This is a genomic window from Streptomyces zaehneri (genome assembly GCF_032248645.1).
In the GTDB taxonomy this organism is placed as follows: Bacteria; Actinomycetota; Actinomycetes; order Streptomycetales; family Streptomycetaceae; genus Streptomyces; species Streptomyces coriariae.
This window is the reverse complement of record NZ_JASTTJ010000012.1, coordinates 99886-122873: the sequence shown is the minus strand read 5'-3', so window position 1 is coordinate 122873 and position 22988 is coordinate 99886. Positions and strand designations below refer to the sequence as shown.

Sequence of the window (22988 nt, the reverse complement as noted above, 5' to 3'; positions counted from 1 at the left end):
GCGCGCTGTGATTGCGTTTGTCCACGGCGGCCGCAGGCGGCCGTCCGCACCCGGTTCGCCGGGCCGGGAGGCCTCAGCGGGTCCAGCCGGGTTCCCGCCCGCTCAGTCCGAGCGCCCGGTCGAGCAGCGGGGCGTCGTCCGGGACGGGGACCACGGGGCCGAACACGCCGCTCCCGGGCTCGCCCTGGGCCGCGGCGGCGGCGAGGAACCCGTGCGCCGCCGACAGCGCGGCCGGGTCGGGCGTGTACTCCTGGCCGGTGGCCCGGGCCAGGTCCCAGCCGTGGATCACCAGTTCGTCGGCGACGACGGCGCCCGCGACCTCGCCGGGCAGGTCCACGCCGCCCGCGCGGGTCATGCCGGTCCAGGCGGCCGGGTCGCGCCAGGCGTCGGCGAGCTCGTCGAGGGCCTTGGCGAGTTCCTCGCGCCAGCCGGGGCCGATCTCCGGCGCGGCGGCGTCCGGAGGGGTGTCGGTCGTGGGGCCCAGATCCTTGCGTGCGGCGTCCCGGAAGGCGACGGAGAGGCCGGTGAGGTGGCCGAGCATGTTGCGGACGGCGCAGCCCGGGCAGGGCGTCCCGTCCCCGAGCTGCCCGTCGCGGACGCCCTGCGCGAGGCGCGCCACGATCAGGGTCTGCGGGCCGAGGTCGAATGTGGGTGCGGCTGTCGTGTCGGTCATATGGGGTGGACCGGCGGCGCCGCGCGAACTCATCGTTGTCCCGCCGGGCGATTCCGTTCCGTCCGCGCCGGGTCCCGGCGGCCGGCGCGCCGGTGACGTGGTGCACCGGGGACGGTGCCGGGCCCGGTGCCTTAGGCGCCCCGGGGACATGACCGACGGGGCCGCACGGATTCCCGTGGGGCGGGCGGCGCGTACGGGGCATCTGCCCGATGCCAGGGCGGCCGCCTCAGAACCACGATGACCAGGTATGACGAAGAACTGGTCCGCGGGGCGTGTCCTGCGGGACCGCGACGCGGCGCTCTACCTGGCCGCGTCGTCGGTCTCCGGTTTCGGCACCTCGGCGCTCTGGCTGGCGTCCGGTGTGTGGGTCAAGGACCTCACCGGCTCGAACGGGCTCGCGGCGCTGTGCGTGCTCGCCCTGTGGGCGCCCACCCTGCTCGGGCCGCCGTTGGGCACCCTGGCCGACCTCGGCCGTCGCAAGCCGCTGCTCGTCGCGCTCAACCTGGGCCCGGCGGCGCTGCTGCTCACCCTCCTCGCCGTCGACTCCGCCGGCCGGCTCTGGCTGCTGTGGGCGGTGCTGTTCCTGTACGGCGCCGCCTCGGTGGTCGCCGACGCGGCGGAGTCCGCGCTCGTCACCGCCGCCGTCGCACCGGAGCTGCTGGGCGACTTCAACGGGCTGCGCATGACCGCCACCGAGGGCATGAAGCTGGTCGCCCCGCCGGCCGGCGCGGGCGTCTACGCGGCCTACGGCGGCCCGGCGGTGGCGCTCCTGGACGCGGCCACCTTCGGGTGCGCGGCGGCGCTGTACGCGTGCGTGCGGGTCCGTGAGGAGCGCCCGCGGCCGTCCACCGCCTCCTGGCGTGCGCAGACCGCCGAGGGCGCCCGCTTCCTGTGGGGCCACCCCGGGCTGCGCCCGCTGGTCCTCGCGGGAGGCGCGGCGCTGCTGCTCTCGGGTCTCGGCGGCCCGCTGGTCCACGCCGTCGTCGAGGGCCTCGGGCGCTCCCCCGCCTTCGCGGGCACGCTCTACGCCGCCCAGGGCGCCGGTTCGGTCGTGGTGGGGCTGCTCTCGGGGCCCGCCCTGCGGCGGCTGGGGGAACGCCGGTTCGCCGCCTGCGGGATCGTCCTCACGGCCGGCGCGGTCGCCGCGCAGGCCGTCGCCTCGGACCCCGTGGCCCTGGTGTGCGGCGCGGCGATCGGGGCGGGGCTGCCCTGTGTGCTGATCGCCGCGCTGACCGCCGTGCAGCGGGAGACGCCGGACGCGCTGCTCGGCCGGGTCACCGCGACGGCCGGCACCCTGATGTACGCGCCGACCGCCGTCGGCCTCGCGGCGGGCGCGGGCCTGGTCGAACTCGTGCCGTATCAGCCGCTGCTGGTCCTGCTGGGCGTGGCCCGGCTGGCGGTCCTGCCGCTGCTGCGCGGCCCTCAGCGGGCGGCCAGCGCCTCGCGTACGGACGCCAGGTCCCCGTCCGACGCCAGTCCCGCGTGATACAGCCGCAGTTCGGTCGCCCCGAGGGCGCGCGCCCGCGCCAGGTCGGCGGTGAGTGTCCCGGGGCTGCCGCCCATGCCGGAGACGACGCCGAGGTTGGCGGCGACGACCGCGCCCTCGCGGCCCTGCGCGGCGAAGGGGGCCAGCAGGCCGGGCCCGCCCGCGCAGGGCACGACGACCCCGTCCGCGACGGACAGGATGTGCTCGGGGTCGACGCCCGGGTTGGCGCCGACGTGGTACGTCACGGGGTCGGCGTGCAGCAGGACCTGGAAGCCGTCGGGCGCGGCGTCCCGTACCGCCCGCACGGCGGTCTCCTGGAGGGTGCGGGCGGTCTCGTCGCGCCACGCGCGCGTGGCCGCCGCCGTCTCCTCCCCGAGCAGCTTCTCGATCTCCGCCCAGCCTCCTGCGCCGTCCGGCGCCCCTCGCCACAGCGGTTCCAGCGCCTCCCGTACGGCGGCCGCGAGCGCGTCGGCGTCCAGGCCCTGCTCGCCGTAGCCGGCCCGGCAGGCGGGGCAGAAGCAGAGCGCCATCAGGTACTGGCCGGCGTCCCCGAGGCCGACGCCGCCGGTCTTGTCGTGGGCGTGCAGGTGCTGGAGCCCGTACCAGCCGAGGGACTCCAGTTCGGTGCCGCCCGCGCCGGGGCGTACGGCGGCCTCGGCGGCGAGGTCGACGAGGTACGCGCGCGTGGCGGGCTGGGCGATGCAGGGGGCCCACGGGTAGCGGTCGCCGTAGGCGTTGACGACCGAGGTGTCCGGATGCTCGGCGCCCATCCGTGAGTTGTGCGCGAGGACCACCCAGGTGTGCACGTCGAGACCGGCCCGCGCGAGCGCTTCGGCGGCCTCGCCGTAGGCGTCGCCGGGGGCCCAGTCACCGGCCGGACAGGGACGCAGGGCGCGGCCCTTCCAGCGGTCGCCGGCCGGGTCCGTCGGGTACAGCACGGCCGCGTGCTCGGCGGTGACGATGCGGTGGCGCGGGTGGCGGGGGGTGAGGGCGCGGGTGGAGTGGTAGGCGGCGGCGAGGGTCACCTGTTCCACGCCGAGCTCGGCGATCCGGGGCGCCGCTTCGGGGTCGCCGGTGATGTCCCAGGGGTAGACGAATGTCGACGCCTTCACTTACGAGTCCTCCTCCAGCAGCGCGTGACCGCGCTCGATCACCTGGGCGAGCTGTTTGACATGATCCTCGCTCGGTTCGTGCAGCGGCGGGCGCACTTCGCCCACGTCGAGGCCGCGCAGCCGGACCCCGGCCTTGACCAGGGAGACGGCGTATCCGCGGCCCTGGGCCCGCAGTTCGACGAACGGCCGGTAGAAGCCGTCGAGGAGACGGTGGACGGTGGTGTCGTCGCCGGTGATGAGGGCCCGGTGGAAGGCGAGGGCGATCTCGGGGGCGAAGCAGAACACGGCCGAGGAGTAGAGGGTGACGCCGAGGGCCCGGTAGGCGAGCTGGGTCTGTTCGGCGGTCGGCAGACCGTTGAAGTAGAGGAAGTCGCCGGGGAACTCGGTGCGCACGGCGCTGATGGTCCGCTGCATCAGGTCGAGGTCGCCGAGGCCGTCCTTGAGACCGATGATCCCCTCGGTGCGGGCGAGTTCGACGACGGTCCCGGGGGTGAAGACGGCGTTGTCGCGCTGGTAGACGACGACCGGAAGGGCGGTCGCGGCCGCCACCTCCCGGTAGTGGCGCAGCAGCCCCTCCTGGGCGGCGACGACGAGGTAGGGCGGCATGGCGAGCAGGCCGTCCGCACCGGCCGACTCGGCCAGCCTCGCGTAGCGCACGGCGAGCGCGGTCCCGTAGCCGGCGCCGGCGACGACCGGCACCCGCCCGGCGGTCTCGGTCACGGCCGCCCGCACGCAGGCCTCGAACTCCTCCGGGGCGAGCGCGTGGAACTCCCCGGTCCCGCAGGCCGCGAAGACGGCGGCGGCACCCGCCTCGACGCCACGCCGGACGTGCGCGCGGTAGGTGTCGAGGTCGAGGGCGCCGTCGGGGCCGTAGGCGGTGACGGGGAAGAACAGGGGTCCGCTGGGGACGCGGAGGCGATCGGCGAGCGGGGCTGACGTCACGGGCTCTCCCGGGTCCATAACGGGTCCATATTCTTGAGCAGTGTCCATATTCCTGAACGACCTCACGCTAGGGTGCCCGATCGAGCCGGGTCAAGCGCGGCAACCCCCGAGACACCAGCAGTTTTGTCACTCCTGTAGGACACTTGACGGGCGCCGCCACCACTCCTTAGCGTGTCCATGCATGTGAACTGTGGCCACACATGCGTCCGCCCCTCATGTGATCCAAGGAGACCCGAGGATGCCCGCTCCGCGCACCGTCCTGCTCACCGGCGCCGCCGGCGGCCTCGGCACCCTGATGCGGGACCTGCTGCCCGCCTACGGCTACGAGCTGCGCCTGCTCGACCTGCGTCCGATCGAGGGCGAGCCGCGGGCGATCGTCGCGGACCTCGCCGACAAGGACGCCGTCCGGGAGGCCGTGCGGGGCGTCGACGCGATCGTCCACCTCGCCGGCATCTCACTGGAAGCCCCCTTCGAGAAGATCCTCGGCGCGAACATCGCGGGCACGTACAACCTGTACGAGGCGGCCCGCGAGGAGGGCGTCCAGCGCGTCGTCTTCGCCTCCTCCAACCACGCGGTCGGCTTCACCCCCCGCCCCCGGGACGGCGCGTCGCCCGAGGAGGGCGAACTGATCCCGGTCGACACCCCGCGCCGCCCGGACACCTTCTACGGCCTGTCCAAGTCCTTCGGCGAGGACCTCGCCCAGCTCTACTGGGACAAGCACGGCCTGGAGAGCGTGTCGGTACGCATCGGCTCCTGCTTCGCCGAGCCCACCAGCGTGCGCATGCTGTCGCTGTGGATGAGCCCGGCCGACGGCGCCCGCCTCTTCCACGCGGCCCTGACCGCCGAGAACGTCGGCCACACCGTCGTCTACGGTTCCTCCGCCAACACCCGGCTGTGGTGGGACCTCGGCACCGCGCGGGCGCTCGGCTACGAGCCGCAGGACGACTCCGAGCCGTTCGCCGAGAAGCTGATCGCCGAGCAGGGAGAGCTCGACCCGGAGAACATCGCCCACGCCTACCTGGGCGGCCACTTCGTCAGCGACCCGCCGATCTGGCCGTACTGACCGGGAAACGGACCTCACGGGCGGCGGGCGGGCACCGAACGGGCCGCCTCCTCCAACCACGCGGTCGGCTTCACCCCCCGCCCCCGGGACGGCGCGTCGCCCGAGGAGGGCGAACTGATCCCGGTCGACACCCCGCGCCGCCCCGCAGGTCCGAGCCGGGCAGGTCGTGCCGCAAACGGGCCCACCCGGGCAGTATCGGGCCCGCAACAGGCCTGGTCAGTGCCGCGCACCCGCTGTAGAACTTCCCCCATGGGCCCCACTGGGCCCGAACGGGCAGGACGGCGGCAGAGGCGAGGTGAGGACATGACCCCGAGAACGCCGGAGGAACGCCAGCGCGAGATCGTGCGCGCCGCGCGCGCCACCGGCGCGGTCGACGTCGCCACGCTCGCCACCGAACTGGGCGTGGCCAGGGAGACCGTCCGGCGGGACCTGCGCGCCCTGGAGGACCACGGCCTGGTGCGCCGCACGCACGGCGGCGCCTACCCCGTGGAGAGCGCCGGCTTCGAGACGACCCTGGCCTTCCGCGCCACCAGCCACGTGCCCGAGAAGCGCCGGATCGCCGCCGCGGCGGCCGGGCTGCTCGGGGACGCCGAGACGGTCTTCGTCGACGAGGGCTTCACCCCGCAGCTCATCGCCGAGGCGCTGCCCAGGGACCGGCCGCTGACCGTGGTCACCGCGTCCCTGCCGGTCGCGGGCGCGCTCGCCGAGACCGAGAACACGTCCGTACTGCTGCTCGGCGGCCGGGTCCGCTCCGGCACCCTGGCCACCGTCGACCACTGGACGACGAAGATGCTGGCCGGCTTCGTCGTCGACCTCGCCTACATCGGCGCCAACGGCATCTCCCGCGAACACGGTCTGACCACCCCGGACCCGGCCGTCGGCGAGGTCAAGGCGCAGGCCGTGCGGGCGGCCAGGCGGGTGGTCCTCACCGGCGTGCACTCCAAGTTCGGGGCGGTCAGCTTCTGCCGGTTCGCCGAGGTGGGCGCGCTGGAGGCGATCGTGACGAGCACGCTGCTGCCGGCGGCCGAGGCCCACCGGTACTCACTGCTGGGGCCTCAGGTCATCCGGGTCTGAACCCCCGACACCCATCCCCCGAGGGCACCGCCACGCCTCGGGGCGCCCGATACATCCCACTATGCCCAGGAGCGATCGATGCGCACCCAGAGCCGACGGAGGCCGCGAGCCACGCTCGCCGCGGTCGCCGCAGGGACGCTGCTCGCCCCGCTGCTCTCCGGCTGCTGGGCCGGAGCCGGCGGGGCGGGTTCCGGCGGCGACTCCCTCAACGTCCTCATGGTCAACAACCCCCAGATGGCCGAGTTGCAGAAGCTCACCGCCGCCCACTTCACCAAGGAGACCGGCATCAAGGTCAGCTTCACGCTGCTGCCGGAGAACGACGTCCGCGACAAGATCAGCCAGGACTTCGCCAACCAGGCGGGCCAGTACGACGTGGCGACCCTGTCCAACTACGAGATACCGATCTACGCCCGCAACGGCTGGCTGCACGCGATGGACACGTACGTGGCGGCGGACCCCGCCTACGACGAGAAGGACGTCCTGAAGCCGATGCGCGAGTCCCTCACCGGGGACGACGGAAAGCTCTACGGCCAGCCCTTCTACGGCGAGTCGTCCTTCCTGATGTACCGCAAGGACGTCTTCGCCGCGAAGGGCCTGACCATGCCCGCCCACCCCACCTGGCAGCAGGTGGCCGACCTCGCCGCGAAGACGGACGGGGCCGAGCCCGGCATGAAGGGCATCTGCCTGCGCGGGCTGCCCGGCTGGGGCGAGGTCATGGCACCCCTGACGACCGTCGTGAACACCTTCGGCGGCACCTGGTTCGACAAGGACTGGAAGGCACAGCTCGACTCGCCCGCCTTCGAGAAGGCGACGAAGTTCTACGTCGACCTCGTCCGCGACCACGGCGAGTCCGGAGCCGCCCAGTCCGGCTTCGCCGAGTGCCTGAACAACATGACCCAGGGCAAGGTCGCCATGTGGTACGACGCCACCTCCGCGGCCGGTTCCCTGGAGGCGGCCAAGTCCCCGGTCAAGGGCAAGATGGGCTACGCCCCGGCCCCCGTGGAGCGCACCGGCTCCTCCGGCTGGCTCTACACCTGGGCCTGGGGCATCCAGAAGGCCTCCCGCAATGCCGACAAGGCCTGGAAGTTCGTCTCCTGGGCGTCGGGCAAGAAGTACGAGGAGCTGGTCGGCGAGGAGATCGGCTGGGCGAACGTGCCGGCCGGCAAACGGGCGTCGACGTACGAGAACGCGGACTACCGCGCGGAGGCGTCCGCCTTCCAGGACATGACGAAGCAGGCCATCGAGGCGGCGAAGCCCAACGACCCGGGAGTGCAGCCGCGGCCCGCGCCCGGCATCCAGTTCGTCGGCATCCCCGAGTTCACCGACCTCGGCACCAAGGTCTCCCAGGAGATCAGCGCGGCCATCGCCGGACGCCAGTCCGTCGAGTCGGCCCTGAAGAAGTCGCAAGCGCTCGCCGAGCGGATCTCCGAGGAGTACGAGGGCCGATGACCGCGACGACGACGGCCCCCGTGGCCGCATCCTCCACGCCGGCCCCGCGCGGGCCCTCCCCCCGGCTGCGCGCCTGGGCGACCCGGGCCCCGCTGCTCCCCGCCCTGGTCTTCATGATCGTGGTCACCCAGCTCCCGTTCGTGGCCACGGTGGTGATCTCCTTCTTCGACTGGAACGCCCTCTACCCCAAGGCCCGCCGCTTCACCGGGTTCGACAACTACCACCAGGTCCTGACCGACGCCGACCTGCGCCACTCGGTGTGGACGACCGTCCTGCTGACCGCGACCGTGGTGCTGGTCAGCCTGGTGCTGGGACTGGGCCTGGCGCTGCTCCTGGACCGCCGGTTCCGGGGCCGGGGCGTGGTCCGCACGCTGCTGATCGCGCCCTTCCTGGTGGTGCCGGTGGCGGCGGCCCTGCTCTGGAAGCACGTCCTCTACAACCCTGAGTACGGCCTGCTCAACGGCCTGTTGCACTACGTGGGCGGCCCCCAGCCGGACTGGATCTCGGACACCCCGCTGCTCGCCGTGGAGGCCTCCCTGGTCTGGCAGTGGACGCCGTTCATGATGCTGATCCTGCTGGCCGGCCTGCAGAGCCGGGACCAGCAGCAGATCGAGGCGGCCCGGGTGGACGGCGCGAGCGACTGGCAGATCTTCCGCCATCTGACCCTCCCGCACCTGCGCCGGTACCTGGAGCTGGGCGCCCTGCTCGGCTCGATCTACATCGTCCAGAACTTCGACGCGGTCTTCACCATCACCTCGGGCGGACTGGGCACGGCGAACCTCCCCTACACCGTCTACCAGAGCTTCTACCAGGCCCATGAGAACGGCCTCGCCTCGGCCGCGGGCGTCCTGGTGGTCATCGGCTCGATCGTCATCGCGACCTTCGCCCTGCGGGTCGTCTCGTCCCTGTTCCGTGAGGAGGTGTCCCGCGCATGAACGTCGTACGCAGAGGCGGCCTCGGGCTGCTGGCCTGGGTGACCGGGATCGTGTTCTTCCTGCCGGTCGCCTGGATGGCCCTGACGTCCTTCCACTCGGAGCAGGACGCGGCCACCAACCCACCGTCCTTCACCGCCGCCCTCACCCTCGACGGCTACCGCGAGTTCTTCGGCACCGGCGGCGGCGCGAGCCCCTGGCCCGCGCTGGTCAACTCGGTGGTGGCGTCGGTCGCGTCGACCCTGTTCGTCCTGCTCCTCGCCCTCCCGGCGGCCTACGCGCTGTCGATCCGGCCGGTGCGGAAGTGGACGGACGTCCTGTTCTTCTTCCTGTCGACCAAGATGCTGCCGGTCGTGGCGGGCCTGCTGCCGATCTACCTGTTCGCGAAGAACGCGGGGATGCTGGACGACATCTGGCTGCTGGTCATCCTCTACACCTCCATGAACCTGCCGATCGCGGTGTGGATGATGCAGTCGTTCCTGGCCGAGGTGCCGGTGGCGATCATCGAGGCCGCGCGGGTGGACGGGGCGCGGCTGCCGACGATCCTCGCGCGCGTGGTCGCCCCGATCGCCCTGCCCGGGATCGCGGCGACGGCCCTGATCTGCTTCATCTTCAGCTGGAACGAACTGCTGTTCGCCCGGGTGCTCACGGGTGTGGTCGCGGAGACCGCCCCCGTCTTCCTGACCGGCTTCATCACCAGCCAGGGCCTGTTCCTGGCGAAGGTGTGCGCCGCGTCGCTCGTCATCTCCCTGCCGGTGCTCGCCGCGGGGTTCGCCGCCCAGGACAAACTGGTCCAGGGCCTGTCCTTGGGAGCCGTGAAATGAAGGCCGCCGTCATCGAGTCCGTGGGCCGCGCCGTCGTCACGGAGGTCCCCGACCCGACGCCAGGGCCGCGCGAGGTGGTCGTGGAGGTCGCCGCCTGCGGACTGTGCGGCACCGATCTGCACATCCTCCAGGGCGAGTTCGCGCCGAAGCTGCCCATCGTGCCGGGGCACGAGTTCGCGGGCGCGGTCGTGGGGGTCGGCACACAGGTCACGGAGGTGTCGGTGGGCGACCGGGTGGCGGTGGACCCCTCCCTGTACTGCCACGAGTGCCGCTACTGCCGTACCGGGCACAACAACCTCTGCGAACGCTGGGCCGCGATCGGCGTCACCACGGCGGGGGGCGCGGCGCAGTACGCGGTGGCGCCGGTGGCGAACTGCGTACGGCTGCCCGAGCACATCCGCACCCAGGACGCGGCGCTGATCGAGCCGTTGTCGTGCGCGGTGCGCGGCTACGACGTGCTCCGGTCGCGGCTGGGCGCGCATGTGCTGGTCTACGGCTCCGGGACGATGGGGCTGATGATGCTGGAGCTGGCCAAGCGCACGGGCGCGGCGAGCGTGGACGTGGTGGACCTGAATCCGGCGCGACTGGAGACCGCGCGCCGGCTGGGCGTCTCCGGGGCGGCGGCGAACGCGGACGAACTGGAGCGGCCGCGGGGCTGGGACCTGGTCGTGGACGCGACGGGCAACGCGGCGGCGATCCAGGACGGTCTGGGGCGGGTGGCGAAGGCGGGGACGTTCCTGCAGTTCGGCGTCGCCGACTACGCGACCCGGGTCACCGTCGACCCGTACCGGATCTACAACCAGGAGATCACCATCACCGGCTCGATGGCCGTCCTGCACAGCTTCGAGCGGGCCGCCGAACTGTTCGCGAACGGGGTGCTGGACCCGGAGGTCTTCATCAGCGACCGGCTGCCGCTGGAGGAGTACCCGCGGGCGCTGGAGCAGTTCGCGGCGGGGGTCGGCCGCAAGATCGTGGTGGTGCCGTAGGCCGGGTATGCCCGCCATGTCCCTGCCCGGGCCCGTTCGGGTCCGGGTAAGGGAACGGCAAAGTGGTCTCGCTCGTTCACCCGGCATGACAGCTATGACCCCCGGCTCGAACATCCCTCTCTCCACCGCACGCGTGACGGTGGACGTCGCCGCTCCGGTGCGGCTCGACGTTTCGGGCCTGCTGCTCACCGCCGACGGCAAGGTGCGCTCCGACGACGACTTCATCTTCTACAACCAGCCGAGCGGCCCCGGCGTGACCTACCGCTCCGGCGGCGGTACGGCCCCCGACGCGATCACCGTCGACACCTCCGCGGTCCCGCCGGGCATCGAGAAGATCGTCGTCACCGCCAGCCCGGACGCCGCGGGGCAGACGTTCCAGGGCGTCGAACCGACGGCGACGATCCGCGGCGCGGACGACAACAGCGTGCTGGCCACCTTCACGCCCCCGCAGCTCGGCTCGGAGACAGCCCTGGTCGTCGTGGAGATCTATCTCCGCAACGGCGCCTGGAAGGCCCGCGCGGTCGGCCAGGGGTACTCCAACGGCCTGGCCGGCATCGCCACCGACTTCGGGGTCACGGTGGAGGAACCCGCGCCGGCCGCCGCACCTCGGCAGACGGCCCCGCCGCAGCCCGTGCCGCAGTCCCCGGTGACCCCGGCGGCCCCGCCGATGCCCCCGGCACCGCCCGCCGCGGCCCCCGCCGGCACCGGGAAGATCAACCTGGACAAGGGCCGGGTCAGCCTCCAGAAGAACCAGACCGTCTCCCTCGTCAAGGGCGGCCGCCCGCTGCTCTCGCAGGTCAAGATGGGCCTGGGCTGGGAGCCCGCGTTCCGCGGCAAGGACATCGACCTGGACGCCTCGGTCATCGCCTACGGCCCCCAGCGCAACCACATCGACAGCTGCTACTTCGGCAAGCTCTCCATCGTGAACGGCGCGATCAAGCACTCCGGCGACAACCTCACCGGCGAGGGCGGCGGGGACGACGAGGTGATCGTCGTCGACCTCGGCCGTCTGCCGCAGGAGGTGACCGGACTGGTCTTCACGGTGAACTCCTTCTCGGGCCAGAAGTTCACGGAGGTCGCCAAGGCCTACTGCCGTCTGCTGGACGCCTCGACCGGCGAGGAGCTCGTCCGCTTCGACCTCACCGGCGCCGAACCGCAGACGGGCGTGCTGATGGCCAAGCTGATCAAGCAGTTCTCCGGCGAGTGGGAGATGACGGCCATGGGCGACTTCGTGAAGGCCCGCACCGTGCGGAACATGGTGAAGCCGGGCGCCCAGGCCCTGTAGCCGCGCCCGGGCCTGCCCCGGCCCACAGCCGCTCAGCCACGGGCGCCCGCCACCACGGGGGCGCCCGCTGTCGTCACCGCGCGGGCCGCAGCCCCTCCGTCAGCAGCGACACGTAACGGCGGATGGCGCTGCGGTCGCCCTTCGCCAGCTCCGACGCCGTCGCCACCCCGTGCGCGAGGCGCAGGACGTCGATCGGCTCGACGTCCGGCCGCAGGGTGCCCTCCCGCTGCGCCGCCTCCACCAGCCGGGCCGCCGCCTCCTTCATGTTCGTACCGCAGGCGGTGACCTCGGCCGCGCTGCCGTCCGTGACGGCGGAGCCCAGCAGGGCCTTCATTCCGCGGACCTGGATCGTGCCGACGCACAGCTCGTTGAGCCACTCCACCAGCGCCTCGCCCGGCGGGAGTTCGCCGCCGAGTTCGTCGGCCCGCACGGCGAGCGCCTCGATCCGGTCGACGTAGGCCGCCTCCAGCAGCGCCTGGCGCGTCGGGAAGTGCCGGTACAGCGTGCCGGATCCGACGCCCGCCCGCTTGGCGATGTCGTCGAGGGAGGCGCCCTCCCCATGCTCGGCGAAAGCCTCCGCCGCCACCTTGAGCAAGCGCTCGTAGTTGCGGCGAGCGTCCGCACGCATGGGCCTGACCTGCGTCATCCAGTTACTCCTTGCGAACCGGGGACTCTCTCCGCATTTTGGCAGACGCTAAACGGAGACAGTACCCGCTTACTGCGCTCGTCTCTGCGGGTCCACGACCAGGGTCTCTTCGTGCTGCCCGCATGTTCCACCACTTCCCGCGGGGACACCAGACAGGGAGCACCCCATGTCCACGCCGTCCCCTTCCGCCTCGACCGCCGGCGCCTCGGCCGGTTCCGCCCCGGATCGCGCCGGCGGCCCTGCTGACGGCGGCCCTGCCGACGGCGGCCCTCGCGATCAGGGGCAGGCGGAGGATCCCGGCCGCGGGCGGCTGATGCGGGCCGAGAACGGCCACCGGGAACCATGCCGCGGCCGGCCAGGCAGCGGCATGCGCCGAGAAGACACCGCGCCCTGGGTTCACCCGGGTGTCACCTGGGGTGGTGCAGCCAGCGCTGGAGTGCGGCGTTGACGCTGCCGGACAGGGCGCTGAGCTGGTCGATGGCGTCGCGGTCCTCGGGGTACGGCGGGATTCCGGCCGCGGTCAGGGCGGCGTGCAGGTCGATGCGCCGCCGGTCGCGCGGGCCGATGGCGAGGTCGAGGCGCTCGGCGGGATTCGGCGGCGTCAGGTGGTCCCTGTCCTGGTCCGGGCCGGCCGGGTCCGGCCAGACGTGGGCCGGGTCCGGCCAACGGACTTCGGCCGGGTCCGGCCAGCGGACGTCGGCCGCATCGACGGCATAGGGGTCGACGAAGGCGCGGGGGTCGCTGTGTTCGGGGGCGGTGGTCGTCACGTTGCTCTCCTCACCGGCTTCTTACGGTTCTGCCGGACAGGAAGCGTGCGGAGCCCGCGCCGGTTGCGGTCACGGCCGTACATCACGCTGACGGCGTCATCGGCGGCTCATCCTTTGGTCGGACGAGCGCCACGAGGCAGAGCCCGGATGCGCCGCATGGGCTGACGGAGACGGCACTGGCGGTCGCCGACAGCACGCGCGTCAGGGCCTGGTGACGACTGGGCATCGCAAGGCCGGGAGCGCCGCCCCTCGGGCCGGTGGGCGGGCCTGAGCAGAGGGCGGTGGGGGCAGGTGGGGACAAGGTGGGGGCAGGCCAGGGCGCCGGACGTCGAGGCTTCGGGACGACTCAGGACACCGGTTCCTGATCTGATCCCGGGCCGGCCTGCGCAGTCACCTTCACGAGGCCGTGCCGCGTCGGCTCGCCACGCTGGACACGGCCCGGACAGGGCCGGGCGCGGTTGCGGGCCCGGCCCGGCCAGGTCCGCAACCGCGCCGGGGCCTCAGAACAGCGCGCTGTAGGCGTTCAGTGCCGGCTGCCCGCCCAGGTGCGCGTACAGCACGGTGGAGTCGCCGCCGATCTCGCCGCGTGCGACCAGGTCGACGAGTCCGGCCATCGACTTCCCCTCGTAGACGGGGTCGGTGACCATGCCCTCGGTACGCGCGGCGAGCCGCATCGCCTCCAGGGTCGTCTCGTCCGGAACACCGTAGACGCCGGCGTGGTACCGCTCGTCCAGCTCGACGTCCTCGACGGTCAACTCGCGCTTGAGTCCGATGAGCTGTCCGGTGCGGTGCGCGATGCGGGCGACCTGCCCGCGCGTCTCGGTGGGCTTGGCCGAGGCATCGATCCCGATGACGCGCCGGGGCCGCGCGCCCGCCTCCTCCAGCGCGGCGAAACCGGCGACCATGCCGGCCTGGGTCGACCCGGTCACCGAACAGACGATCACGGTGTCGAAGAAGACGCCCGACTCCCGCTCCTGCTCGGCGACTTCGTACGCCCACCCGGCGAAGCCCAGGCCGCCGAGCGGGTGGTCGGAGGCCCCGGCGGGGATGGCGTACGGCTTCCCGCCCGACTCCTCGACCTCCCGGAGCGCCAGCTCCCAGCTCTCCTTGAAGCCGATCCCGAACCCGGCCCGGACCAGGCGCACATCGGCCCCGGCCAGCCGGCTGATGAGGATGTTGCCGACCTTGTCGTACACGGAGTCCGGCCACTCCACCCAGCTCTCCTGCACCAGCACGCACTTCAGTCCGGCGCGGGCGGCGACGGCCGCGACCTGGCGGGTGTGGTTGGACTGCACCCCGCCGATCGACACGAGTGTGTCGCAGCCCTGCGCGAGGGCGTCGGCGACCAGGTACTCCAGTTTGCGGGTCTTGTTCCCGCCGTACGCGATCCCGGAGTTGCAGTCCTCCCGCTTCGCCCAGAGGGCGGCTCCGCCGAGGTGGGCGGTGAGCCGTTCCATCGGGTGCACCGGGGAGGGCCCGAAGAGGAGGGGGTAACGCGCGTACGAGGAGAGGGACATGGGGCCTCCTGGAGCAGTGGGTCCAGCGGGTCGCGTGGAGCAGGGGCGGTCGGTCACTCGCTGCTCGGTCACTGGGCCGGCCGGTTACCCGGCCGCCAGGTCGCCGGAGTCGGCGAGGTCCGCGAGGGTGCGCCAGATCTCCGCCGTGACGCGGACCGCCTCGTCCACGTCACCATCGGCGCAGGCCTCGATCAGCCGGCCGTGCAGTCCGGCAGAGCGGCAGGTGCCGCCCTCGCCGAAGCGCCGTCGCTCCAGCCGCCGGACGAGGGGGGTGTAGCGGGCGATGGTGGCGGCGGCCGCGCGGTTGCCGGCGGCGCGGACGAGGACGTCGTGCAGCGCGTCGTCGGCGCGCAGGGCGGCGTCCACGTCCCCGGCCCGTACGGCGGCGGCGAACCGCTCGTTGGCCGCGCGCATCCCCTCGACGTCCGCCGCGAACAGCCGGGGCACCGCCACCCGGGTGGCCAGTTCGTGCATCGCGCCGACCACGGCGGCCGCGTCCCGTACGTCGGCGGCCACCACCGCGGTCACCCGCGTGTAGCTCTGCGGCTTGCTCTCCAGCAGCCCCTCGTCGACCAGCCGGGCGAACGCCTCCCGCACCGGCGCCCGTGACAGCCCGAGCCGCTCGGCGAGATCGGCGTCGCGCACGACCGCGCCTGGGGCGATGTCCCCGGCCACGATGGCGTCCCGGATCGCCGCGTAGGCGCGGTCCCTGAGCAGAGTGCGTGGTACAGCCTCCATGAACTGAAATGTTAGATATCAGTCTGCCGGGCGCGCAAGGCTCCGACGCGGCAGGGAAAGCGGACGACCGGTCGAGCGCCGGTCGTCCGCTCGGGCTCAGGGCCCTCGCCGGTGCTCAGACCGCCCACGGCCACCGGGTGTCGTCGGCGGCCTCGAGCAGCGGCACCATCCGGAAGGCCGCGTCGGACAGCCCGCCGAAGGTGTGCCGGTTCCCCCTGCCGGACGGGCCGTGGCCCGCGCGGTGGCCGGCCAGGTTCCAGGTGTAGACCGGCACGTCTCCCGGGACCTGGTCGGTCGGGTCGCCGTGGCGGCTCGCCGCGTACTGCTCGTCGGTGACGATCAGCACCCGGTCGTGGCCGCGGTAGTGCCGGCGCACGGCCTCGGTGGTGTCCGTACCACCGAGGTCTCCGAAACGCTCCAGAATCTTCAGCATCGACTCCTCCTCACGGAACTTGATCGTGTTGCTGCTCGTGCCGAACTCGACGAGGTCGGCGTCGGCCGCCCGCAGCGCGAGCGCCGTGCCGAAGATCGCCGCCGCGTCGGCCCGGTTGAGCTCGGAGCGGTCCGACAGCCGTGCGTAGAACATCGAACCGGACCGGTCGACGAGCACCAGCGTCCGGCCGGACAGCGCGGGCACGTTGGCCAGCGAGTGGCCGAGCGCCCGCTCCAGCGGGTACGCCCAGCGCAGCGACGGCGCGTGCTGGTACGCGGCGAGGTACCGGAAGGGGTACTGCCGCGAGCGCGCGACCTCCGCCGGGTCGCTGATCTTCGCCGCCACCCGCGCGGCGACCTCGTCGCAGACTCCCGCCTCGTCGAAGTTGCGCAGGTTCCGCGTCAGGGCCATCGCCCCCATCGTCGGAATGACCGCCTCCCAGGCCGCCTTGTCCATCGGACCCTGGAGCCAGCCCGCCAGCGCCTCCCAGGTCATGCCCGCGTCGGCAAGGCGCCGCGCACCACCCGCTCCGGTCACCACCCTGCGCCGCTTGGCGGGCCGCAGCGCCATCAGGTCGCGGTGCGCCGCGAGCACGGGCAGCGACCTGGGCACCACGGCCGTGTCGGGGTGGTGCCGGCGGTCGAGGGCGTAGCGGAACAGCTCGCCCTGCCACGGCTTGGCCGGGTCCGGCGCGGCGTGCACCAGGTTGAGGATGTCGCCGAAGCGGTAGCCCTTCGAGGCCGTGTCGTACTTCAGCAGCGACTTGCCGTTGTAGAGCCGCCGTACGGCGTCGGCGATCCCGCGCTTGACGGGCTTGGGGATGTTGCGGCCGTACGTCGCCGTCCAGTACGCGAGCAGTTCGCCGGGCTCGTCCGGCCGCTGGAGCACGCACTCCACGACCTGCCGGTTCGAGGGACCGTCGGTGGCGCCCGCCGTCAGACGGGCGTGCACGTACTCGGCGGCGCCCACGATCGCGGCGGTGCGGATGTTGCCGTCGCCGCGCAGCCAGCGGAGCAGGCCGGCCGTCCAGGACGGGTCGCTGACGGCGAGTTCGCGCACCAGCTCGGCGAAGCGGTCGTCGCGGGCGGCGCCGGTCTCGTAGAAGGTCTGCTGGGAGACGAAGTGGGCGATCGCCAGCAGGAACAGCTCGGAGCGGGCGTCCCGCTCACGGCCTCGGCCGCCCTGGTGGGTACGGAGCACCCGGCCCGTCGTGGTCACGGGCGATACGGGCTGCGGTTTACGGGCACGGACATTGAAGCGCGCCATGGTGAATTCCCCCGAATTCATTGTTCATTCAGTCGTCCATCGGGAGAGGCGCAGCAAAAGGAAGGTGCCCGAGATCAGGGGTCGGCGACGGACTTAGCCAGATGCTCTACCGACTGAGCTACACCGACCCGAAGTCGATGACGGGACTCGAACCCGCGACCGTCCGATCCAATGAAGTAACCGCTGCCTGCGCACCGGGCACCCACCACACGCTGCGCCTCCCGAGATAAAGTCGGCGGCGGCCAGAATTTCTGTTGCAAAGAAGTAGCCGCAGCCCGCGCACCGGGAGGTGCTGTGAAATTGTGGTGTCCAGAGATCGAAGCCGGCGGAACCGACAAGGTGCTCTAACCCCTGAGCTACACCGGCGCGTTGTGCCGGTGGCGGGACTCGAACCCGCGGCCGCCCCATTATCAGTGGAAGTAGGTCCTGCCTTCGCACCTGGACATGCACCACTTTAGGAGGGCGGCCGCGGATCGAGCGAATGAATTAACTACCGTTCGGTGTTCACCGCTTCTGCCGCTTCCACGGCCCCGTGATCGCGAGCATGATGCCCGGGGTCTGGATGTTGGCGAACAGGGTGTGGCCGTCGGGCGAGAAGGTGACGCCGGTGAACTCGCTGTATTCCGGCTCGTCCGCGGTGCCGATGTTCAGCTCGTTGCGGGCGATGGGATAGGTGCGGCCGCTGTCGGTGGCGCCGAACAGGTGCTGGACGCCCTCGCCGTCCTCGGCGATGACGAGACCGCCGTACGGGGAGACGGTGATGTTGTCGGGGCCGTCGAAGGCGCCGTCGACGGACGGGTCGGGGTTCACGCCGAGCAGCACCTTCAGGGTCAGGGTGCGGCGCTTGGGGTCGTAGAACCAGACGGCGCCGTCGTGCTGGACGGGGCTCTCGTCACGGGCGTAGGAGGAGACGATGTAGGTGCCGCCGTCGCCCCACCACATGCCCTCCAGCTTGCGGGCACGGGTGACCTGGCCGTCGGTGAACTGCTTGCGGACGGACACCGACCTGGCGTCGCGGTCGGGGACGTCGATCCAGTCGACGCCGTAGACCGTGCCGATCTTCGTGGCGCGGGAGAGGTCGTCGACGAACTTGCCGCCCGAGTCGAAGCACTTGAAGGCCTGGAGGACGCCGGCGTCGTCGGCGAGGGTGCGCAGCTTGCCGCGGCCGTGGCAGAAGCCCGCCGGCGGGGTCCAGCGGAAGAGCAGGCCGTTCGGCCCCGAGGCGTCCTCGGTGAGGTAGGCGTGCCCGCGCTTGGGGTCGATGACGACCGCCTCGTGGGCGTACCGGCCGAACGCCTTGATCGGCTTGGGGCCGCGGTTGGCGCGGCGGTCCTCGGGGTCGACCTCGAAGATGTAGCCGTGGTCCTTGGTCATGCCGTTCTGGCCGGCCTTGTCCTCGGTCTCCTCGCCGGTGAGCCAGGTGCCCCAAGGCGTGCTGCCGCCCGCGCAGTTGGTCGAGGTGCCGGCGATGCCGACCCACTCGGCGACATGGCCGCCGGGGCGCACCTCGACGACGGTGCAGCCGCCGGCCGCCGCCGGATCGTAGACCAGGCCCTCGGTGAGCGGGACCGGGTACGGCCAGTTCGCGCGCGGGCCCTTCAGCTCGTGGTTGTTGACGAGCAGGGTCGCGCCGCGCGGGCCGCGGAAGGTGGCGGTGCCGTCGTGGTTGGACGGGGTGATCTCACCGGACTCCAGCTTGGTCCTGCCGCTGTAGGTGATCACGCGGTACTTGAACCCGGCGGGCAGCGCGAGGATGCCGTCGGGGTCGGGCAGCAGCGGTCCGTAGCCGACCCCGTGGTGCCCGGCCTCCGACGCCTGGTTCGCGTCCGCGGTGTCCGCCGCGGACGCGGTCTCCGTGGAGGCGAGGGCGTTCGGCGCGGTGGCGAGGGCGCCTACGCTGCCCGCCAGCGCGACCCCGGCACCGGTGATCGCGGATTGTCGGGCGAAGTCCCTGCGGGTGAGCGACATGATGTCTCCTGAGACGCGGTGAGAGTGCCGTGGAGGGTGGCGGACCTCGGTTCGGCGTCACCGTCCCGCCCATGCCTGAACGGGAGTTGAACGGGGAGCGACTTCAGGGGACCCCGTTCCGTGAATCCGTACGGATCAGGCCACGGAAACCTCGAGGCGTCCGCGCCGCGGGAGACTCATCCGCCCTGCTGCGACCTCGCCTTGAACGCGGCTTTGCGGGCTTCCTTCGCGATGCGCTTGTCCGGATGCAGACGCCCCATCGCCTCCAGGACGTCCGGGGTCGCCGGGTGGTCGACCCGCCAGGCCGCCGAGAAGAATCCGCTGTGCTGCTGGGCCAGCCCTTCGACGAGGGTCTGGAGTTCCTCGGAGTTGCCCTCGGCGGCGAGCTGCGCCGCCAGCGTGTCGATGGTGAGCCAGAAGACCAGGCTCTCGGAGGGCGCCGGTACGTCCGTCGCGCCGAGCTCGCTGAGCCAGACGCGGGCGAGGCCGCCGAGTTCGGCGTCGTCGAGGACCTCGCGGACGGCGGGTTCGGCCTGGCCGCCGACGAGGGAGAGGGCCTGCTGGCAGCGCAGCCGGCGCAGCGGGGCGCCAGGGTCCGAGCCGCGGGCGGCGGCCAGCAACTCCCGGGCGGCGTCGAGGGGTTCGCGGCGGACCAGCCATTGCTCGGTCTCGGCGAGGGCGGCGCCGGGACCATAGCCGGAGCTGCCGTCGAGGAGGACGTCGGCGCCCTTGTCGGCGAGGTCGCCGACGGCCGGGGCCTGGAAGCCGGCCTCCAGCAGCCGGGCCCGCAGCCCGTACACGCCGAGGGGCGTGAGCCGGACCATGCCGTAGCGGGAGACGTCGGTCTCCTCGACGGGGGCGGCCGGCTCCTCGTCGGGGTCCGCCATCAGGTCCTCGTCGACGGGCCGGTAGGCGACGATCCCGATCGGCTCCAGGAGCCGGAACTGGTCGTCGAGCCGCATCATCGCGTCGGAGACCTGTTCCAGGACGTCGTTGGTGGGCTCGTCCATGTCACCGGGGATGATCATCGACGCGGCGAGGGCGGGCAGCGGGACCGGGGCGTCGCCGGGGCCGTCCTCGCTGGCGGTGAGCAGGTAGAGGTTGCCGAGGACACCGTCGAGGAACTCGGCCTCGGCCTCGGGGTTCCAGTCGAGCCGGGAGAAGTCGACCTCACCGCCCTCGTCCATGACCTCCATCAGCTCGTCCAGGTCGGGGACGGACGCGTCGGCGAGCACGGTCTCCAGGGCGCCGAGCCAGACGGCGAGGATGTCGTGCGGGGAACCGCCGGTCAGCAGGGCCAGGTCCTCGCCGGCCGTGACGGTGCCGGCCTCCTCGTCGACGACCTCCACGAGCCCGGCGTCCAAGGCGACCCGCCAGGCCTCGCTCGCATAGGCGGCGGCGTCGTCCCCGGTCAGCCCCAGCACCTCGGCGGCGGGCGTCAGCTGCTCCTCGACGAGTCCGCCCCCGGCGTCGACCCGGGTGTCGGGACCGGCCCAGCGGGCGAGCAGGGCGGCCCGGGAGAGCAACGGCGTGGACAGCGCGTCGCGCGCCAGCTCCGCTTCGGGGTGCAGCCGCACCGGCGGGAGGGGGGAGCTGTCTGACATCGGCTGGTTCTCCTAGGGCGCGTGGTGCCACCGGCCCGCTGGGGGCACTGGGCCACTCAGCCTAGACGGGTATGGACCCATGCCGCCCGGTTCATCTCCCCGCCGGGCGGCGTACATGGCCGAAACCTTGACAAGTGGCGTGACCAGGCAGGAGATTGACGCGCGTAGAAATCCGATGGACATCTGTTCACTGTATTTTCTACGCGCGTCGCGTCCGCCCCGCGGACCGCGGCCCCCGTTCCACGCCCGCCCCTCGTTCCACGCTCCACAGCGCACCTTCGTTCCACGCTCGACCCTCGTTCCACGCTCCACACCGCACCTTCGTTCCACGCTGCACCTTCGTTCCACGTTCCACCCTCGTCCCGGCGCTCATGTACGTCCCCGGAGGGATTTCCGTTGCCGAGCAAGAAGTCCGCGCGTCTCGCCGCGCTCACCGTCGCCGCCGTCTGTTCCGCGGCCTCCACCGTCGCTCTGTCCGCGCCCGCGCACGCGGAGACGGTGGCCATCCACGACATCCAGGGCACGACCCGGCTGTCGCCGTACGCCGGCCAGGCGGTCACGGGTGTGGCCGGAATCGTCACCGGTGTGCGCACCTACGGATCGTCCAGAGGCTTCTGGATCCAGGATCCGAACCCGGACGCCGACCCGGCCACCAGTGAGGGCGTCTTCGTCTTCACCAGCTCCACCCCGAAGGTCGCCGTCGGTGACTCGGTCACGGTCACCGGCACGGTCTCGGAGTTCGTCCCGGGCGGCGCCTCGACCGGCAACCAGACCGTCACGGAGATCACCAATCCGACGGTGACGGTCGTCTCCAGCGGCAACGCGGTCCCGGCCGCGACGGCCGTGAACGCGAAGTCGGTCCCGGCCGCCTACACCCCGGCCGGCGACGCCGCCGCGAGCAACTCGGTCAACGGCCTCACCCTGCGGCCCGGCACGTACGCCCTGGACTACTACGAGTCCCTCGAGGGAATGAACGTCCAGGTCTCCGACGCCCGCGTGGTCACCGCCACCGACCCGTACAGCGAGCTGTGGGTCACGGTGAAGCCGCGCGAGAACACCAGCCGCCGCGGGGGCTCGCTGTACGGCTCCTACACCTCGCAGAACACCGGCCGAATCCAGATCCAGTCGCTCGGCGCGACGGCGGACTTCCCCGTCGCGAACGTCGGCGACGCCCTCACCGGCGTCACCGCGGGCCCGCTCGACTACAACCAGTTCGGCGGCTACACCCTCGTCGCGAACCGGCTCGGCACGCTGAAGAGCGGCGGCCTGGAGCGGGAGACGACGCAGAAGCAGAAGAAGGGCGAGCTGGCGGTCGCGACGTACAACGTCGAGAACCTCGACCCGTCCGACGCCACGTTCGAGGAGCACGCCTCCGCGATCGTGAACAACCTGAAGTCGCCCGACATCGTGTCCCTGGAGGAGATCCAGGACAACAACGGCGCGACCAACGACGGTACCGTCGCCGCCGACGTGACGGTCGGCAGGCTGATCGACGCGATCGTGGCCGCGGGCGGCCCGAAGTACGACTGGCGCTCGATCGACCCGGTGAACAACACCGACGGCGGCGAGCCGGGCGGGAACATCCGTCAGGTGTTCCTGTTCAACCCGGAGCGGGTCTCCTTCACCGACCGCGCGGGCGGCGACGCGAGCACGGCCGTCGGCGTCACCGAGGTGCGCGGCAAGGCGCAGCTGACCGCCTCCCCCGGCCGCATCGACCCGGCCGACACGGCCTGGGCGACCAGCCGCAAGCCGCTGGTCGGCGAGTTCGTCTTCCGTGGCCGCACGGTCTTCGTGATCGCCAACCACTTCAACTCCAAGGGCGGCGACCAGGGCCTGACCGCGCAGTACCAGCCGGTGGTGCGCAGCTCGGAGACCCAGCGCCACCGGCAGGCGACGCTGGTCAACGCGTTCGTCAAGGACATCCTCGACACGCAGAAGAACGCGGACGTCATCGCGCTGGGCGACATCAACGACTTCGAGTTCTCCGGCACCGCGCAGCTCCTCGAGGGCGACGGCGAGCTGTGGTCGGCGATCAAGTCGCTGCCGAAGAACGAGCGTTACACCTACGACTACCAGGGCAACCAGCAGGTCCTGGACCAGATCCTGGTCAGCCCGTCGATCCGGCGCGGCTGCGACCTCGAGTACGACAGCGTGCACATCAACTCGGAGTTCCACGACCAGATCAGCGACCACGACCCGCAGGTGCTGCGCTTCCAGCCGTAA

The 22988-nt window shown here is 72.2% G+C and carries 19 protein-coding genes and 1 tRNA gene; 9 read left to right on the top strand and 11 right to left on the bottom strand.

The window, feature by feature from the left end; all coding sequences use genetic code 11:
- Positions 1-73 precede the first annotated feature (73 nt).
- Positions 74-673: a TIGR03086 family metal-binding protein gene (locus QQM72_RS21145; protein ID WP_314222427.1), complete on the bottom strand. Its 600-nt coding sequence runs from the start codon at positions 671-673 to the stop codon at positions 74-76.
- A gap of 247 nt (positions 674-920) precedes the next feature.
- Here QQM72_RS21145 and QQM72_RS21140 point away from each other — a divergent pair, with 247 nt between their 5' ends.
- Positions 921-2159: an MFS transporter gene (locus QQM72_RS21140; protein WP_314222426.1), complete on the top strand. Its 1239-nt coding sequence runs from the start codon at positions 921-923 to the stop codon at positions 2157-2159.
- Here the strand turns inward: QQM72_RS21140 and QQM72_RS21135 are convergent.
- Both QQM72_RS21135 and QQM72_RS21130 read right to left on the bottom strand, forming a co-directional pair.
- Positions 2096-3271, bottom strand: a complete 1176-nt coding sequence (locus QQM72_RS21135) for a hypothetical protein (RefSeq protein ID WP_314222425.1) — start codon at positions 3269-3271, stop codon at positions 2096-2098. The genes QQM72_RS21140 and QQM72_RS21135 overlap by 64 nt on opposite strands.
- Positions 3272-4231, bottom strand: a complete 960-nt coding sequence (locus tag QQM72_RS21130; protein ID WP_314222424.1) for a 5-dehydro-4-deoxyglucarate dehydratase — start codon at positions 4229-4231, stop codon at positions 3272-3274.
- A gap of 220 nt (positions 4232-4451) precedes the next feature.
- Between QQM72_RS21130 and QQM72_RS21125 the strand changes: the two genes are divergently transcribed.
- The 7 genes from QQM72_RS21125 (at position 4452) to QQM72_RS21095 (ending at position 11826) form a co-directional block, all read left to right on the top strand.
- Positions 4452-5276, top strand: a complete 825-nt coding sequence (locus QQM72_RS21125) for an NAD-dependent epimerase/dehydratase family protein (RefSeq protein WP_314222423.1) — start codon at positions 4452-4454, stop codon at positions 5274-5276.
- 303 nt (positions 5277-5579) lie between these two features.
- Positions 5580-6350, top strand: coding sequence for a DeoR/GlpR family DNA-binding transcription regulator (locus QQM72_RS21120; protein ID WP_314222422.1), 771 nt, complete (start codon positions 5580-5582; stop codon positions 6348-6350).
- A gap of 78 nt (positions 6351-6428) precedes the next feature.
- Positions 6429-7799 (top strand): ABC transporter substrate-binding protein, encoded by a 1371-nt coding sequence (locus QQM72_RS21115; RefSeq protein ID WP_314222421.1) that lies wholly within the window; start codon positions 6429-6431, stop codon positions 7797-7799.
- Entirely contained in the window at positions 7796-8734 is a 939-nt protein-coding gene (locus QQM72_RS21110; RefSeq protein ID WP_314222420.1) for a carbohydrate ABC transporter permease, read from the top strand. Before QQM72_RS21115 ends, QQM72_RS21110 begins: the two co-directional genes overlap by 4 nt.
- A complete protein-coding gene (locus QQM72_RS21105) occupies positions 8731-9555 on the top strand; it encodes a carbohydrate ABC transporter permease (protein WP_314222419.1) in 825 nt (274 codons plus the stop codon). Before QQM72_RS21110 ends, QQM72_RS21105 begins: the two co-directional genes overlap by 4 nt.
- Entirely contained in the window at positions 9552-10541 is a 990-nt protein-coding gene (locus QQM72_RS21100) for a zinc-dependent alcohol dehydrogenase family protein (protein WP_314222418.1), read from the top strand. The genes QQM72_RS21105 and QQM72_RS21100 overlap by 4 nt, the downstream gene beginning before the upstream one ends.
- 94 nt (positions 10542-10635) lie before the next feature.
- On the top strand, positions 10636-11826 hold the full coding sequence (locus QQM72_RS21095; RefSeq protein WP_314222531.1) for a TerD family protein: 1191 nt from the start codon (positions 10636-10638) through the stop codon (positions 11824-11826).
- 73 nt (positions 11827-11899) lie between these two features.
- Here QQM72_RS21095 and QQM72_RS21090 read toward each other — a convergent pair whose 3' ends face one another.
- The 8 genes from QQM72_RS21090 to QQM72_RS21055 all read right to left on the bottom strand — a co-directional run bounded on the left by QQM72_RS21090 (position 11900) and on the right by QQM72_RS21055 (position 20765).
- Positions 11900-12472: a TetR/AcrR family transcriptional regulator gene (locus tag QQM72_RS21090; RefSeq protein ID WP_314222417.1), complete on the bottom strand. Its 573-nt coding sequence runs from the start codon at positions 12470-12472 to the stop codon at positions 11900-11902.
- Positions 12473-12879: 407 nt separating this feature from the next.
- The gene (locus QQM72_RS21085) at positions 12880-13239 is read right to left on the bottom strand and encodes a hypothetical protein (protein WP_314222416.1); all 360 of its coding nucleotides are present in this window, start codon (positions 13237-13239) and stop codon (positions 12880-12882) included.
- 500 nt (positions 13240-13739) lie between these two features.
- Positions 13740-14756, bottom strand: a complete 1017-nt coding sequence (locus tag QQM72_RS21080) for a 1-aminocyclopropane-1-carboxylate deaminase (protein ID WP_314222415.1) — start codon at positions 14754-14756, stop codon at positions 13740-13742.
- A gap of 84 nt (positions 14757-14840) precedes the next feature.
- Positions 14841-15494 (bottom strand): GntR family transcriptional regulator, encoded by a 654-nt coding sequence (locus tag QQM72_RS21075; RefSeq protein WP_314222414.1) that lies wholly within the window; start codon positions 15492-15494, stop codon positions 14841-14843.
- 115 nt (positions 15495-15609) lie between these two features.
- Entirely contained in the window at positions 15610-17193 is a 1584-nt protein-coding gene (locus tag QQM72_RS21070; protein ID WP_314222413.1) for a TROVE domain-containing protein, read from the bottom strand.
- A gap of 375 nt (positions 17194-17568) precedes the next feature.
- A tRNA-Ile gene (locus tag QQM72_RS21065) sits at positions 17569-17638 on the bottom strand.
- A 59-nt stretch (positions 17639-17697) separates the two neighbouring features.
- Positions 17698-19161, bottom strand: a complete 1464-nt coding sequence (locus QQM72_RS21060) for an alkaline phosphatase PhoX (RefSeq protein ID WP_314222412.1) — start codon at positions 19159-19161, stop codon at positions 17698-17700.
- 176 nt (positions 19162-19337) lie between these two features.
- Positions 19338-20765, bottom strand: coding sequence for a hypothetical protein (locus QQM72_RS21055; RefSeq protein WP_314222411.1), 1428 nt, complete (start codon positions 20763-20765; stop codon positions 19338-19340).
- Between the two features lie 396 nt (positions 20766-21161).
- Between QQM72_RS21055 and QQM72_RS21050 the strand changes: the two genes are divergently transcribed.
- Complete coding sequence (locus QQM72_RS21050) at positions 21162-22988, top strand: endonuclease/exonuclease/phosphatase family protein (RefSeq protein ID WP_314222410.1); 1827 nt, start codon at positions 21162-21164, stop codon at positions 22986-22988.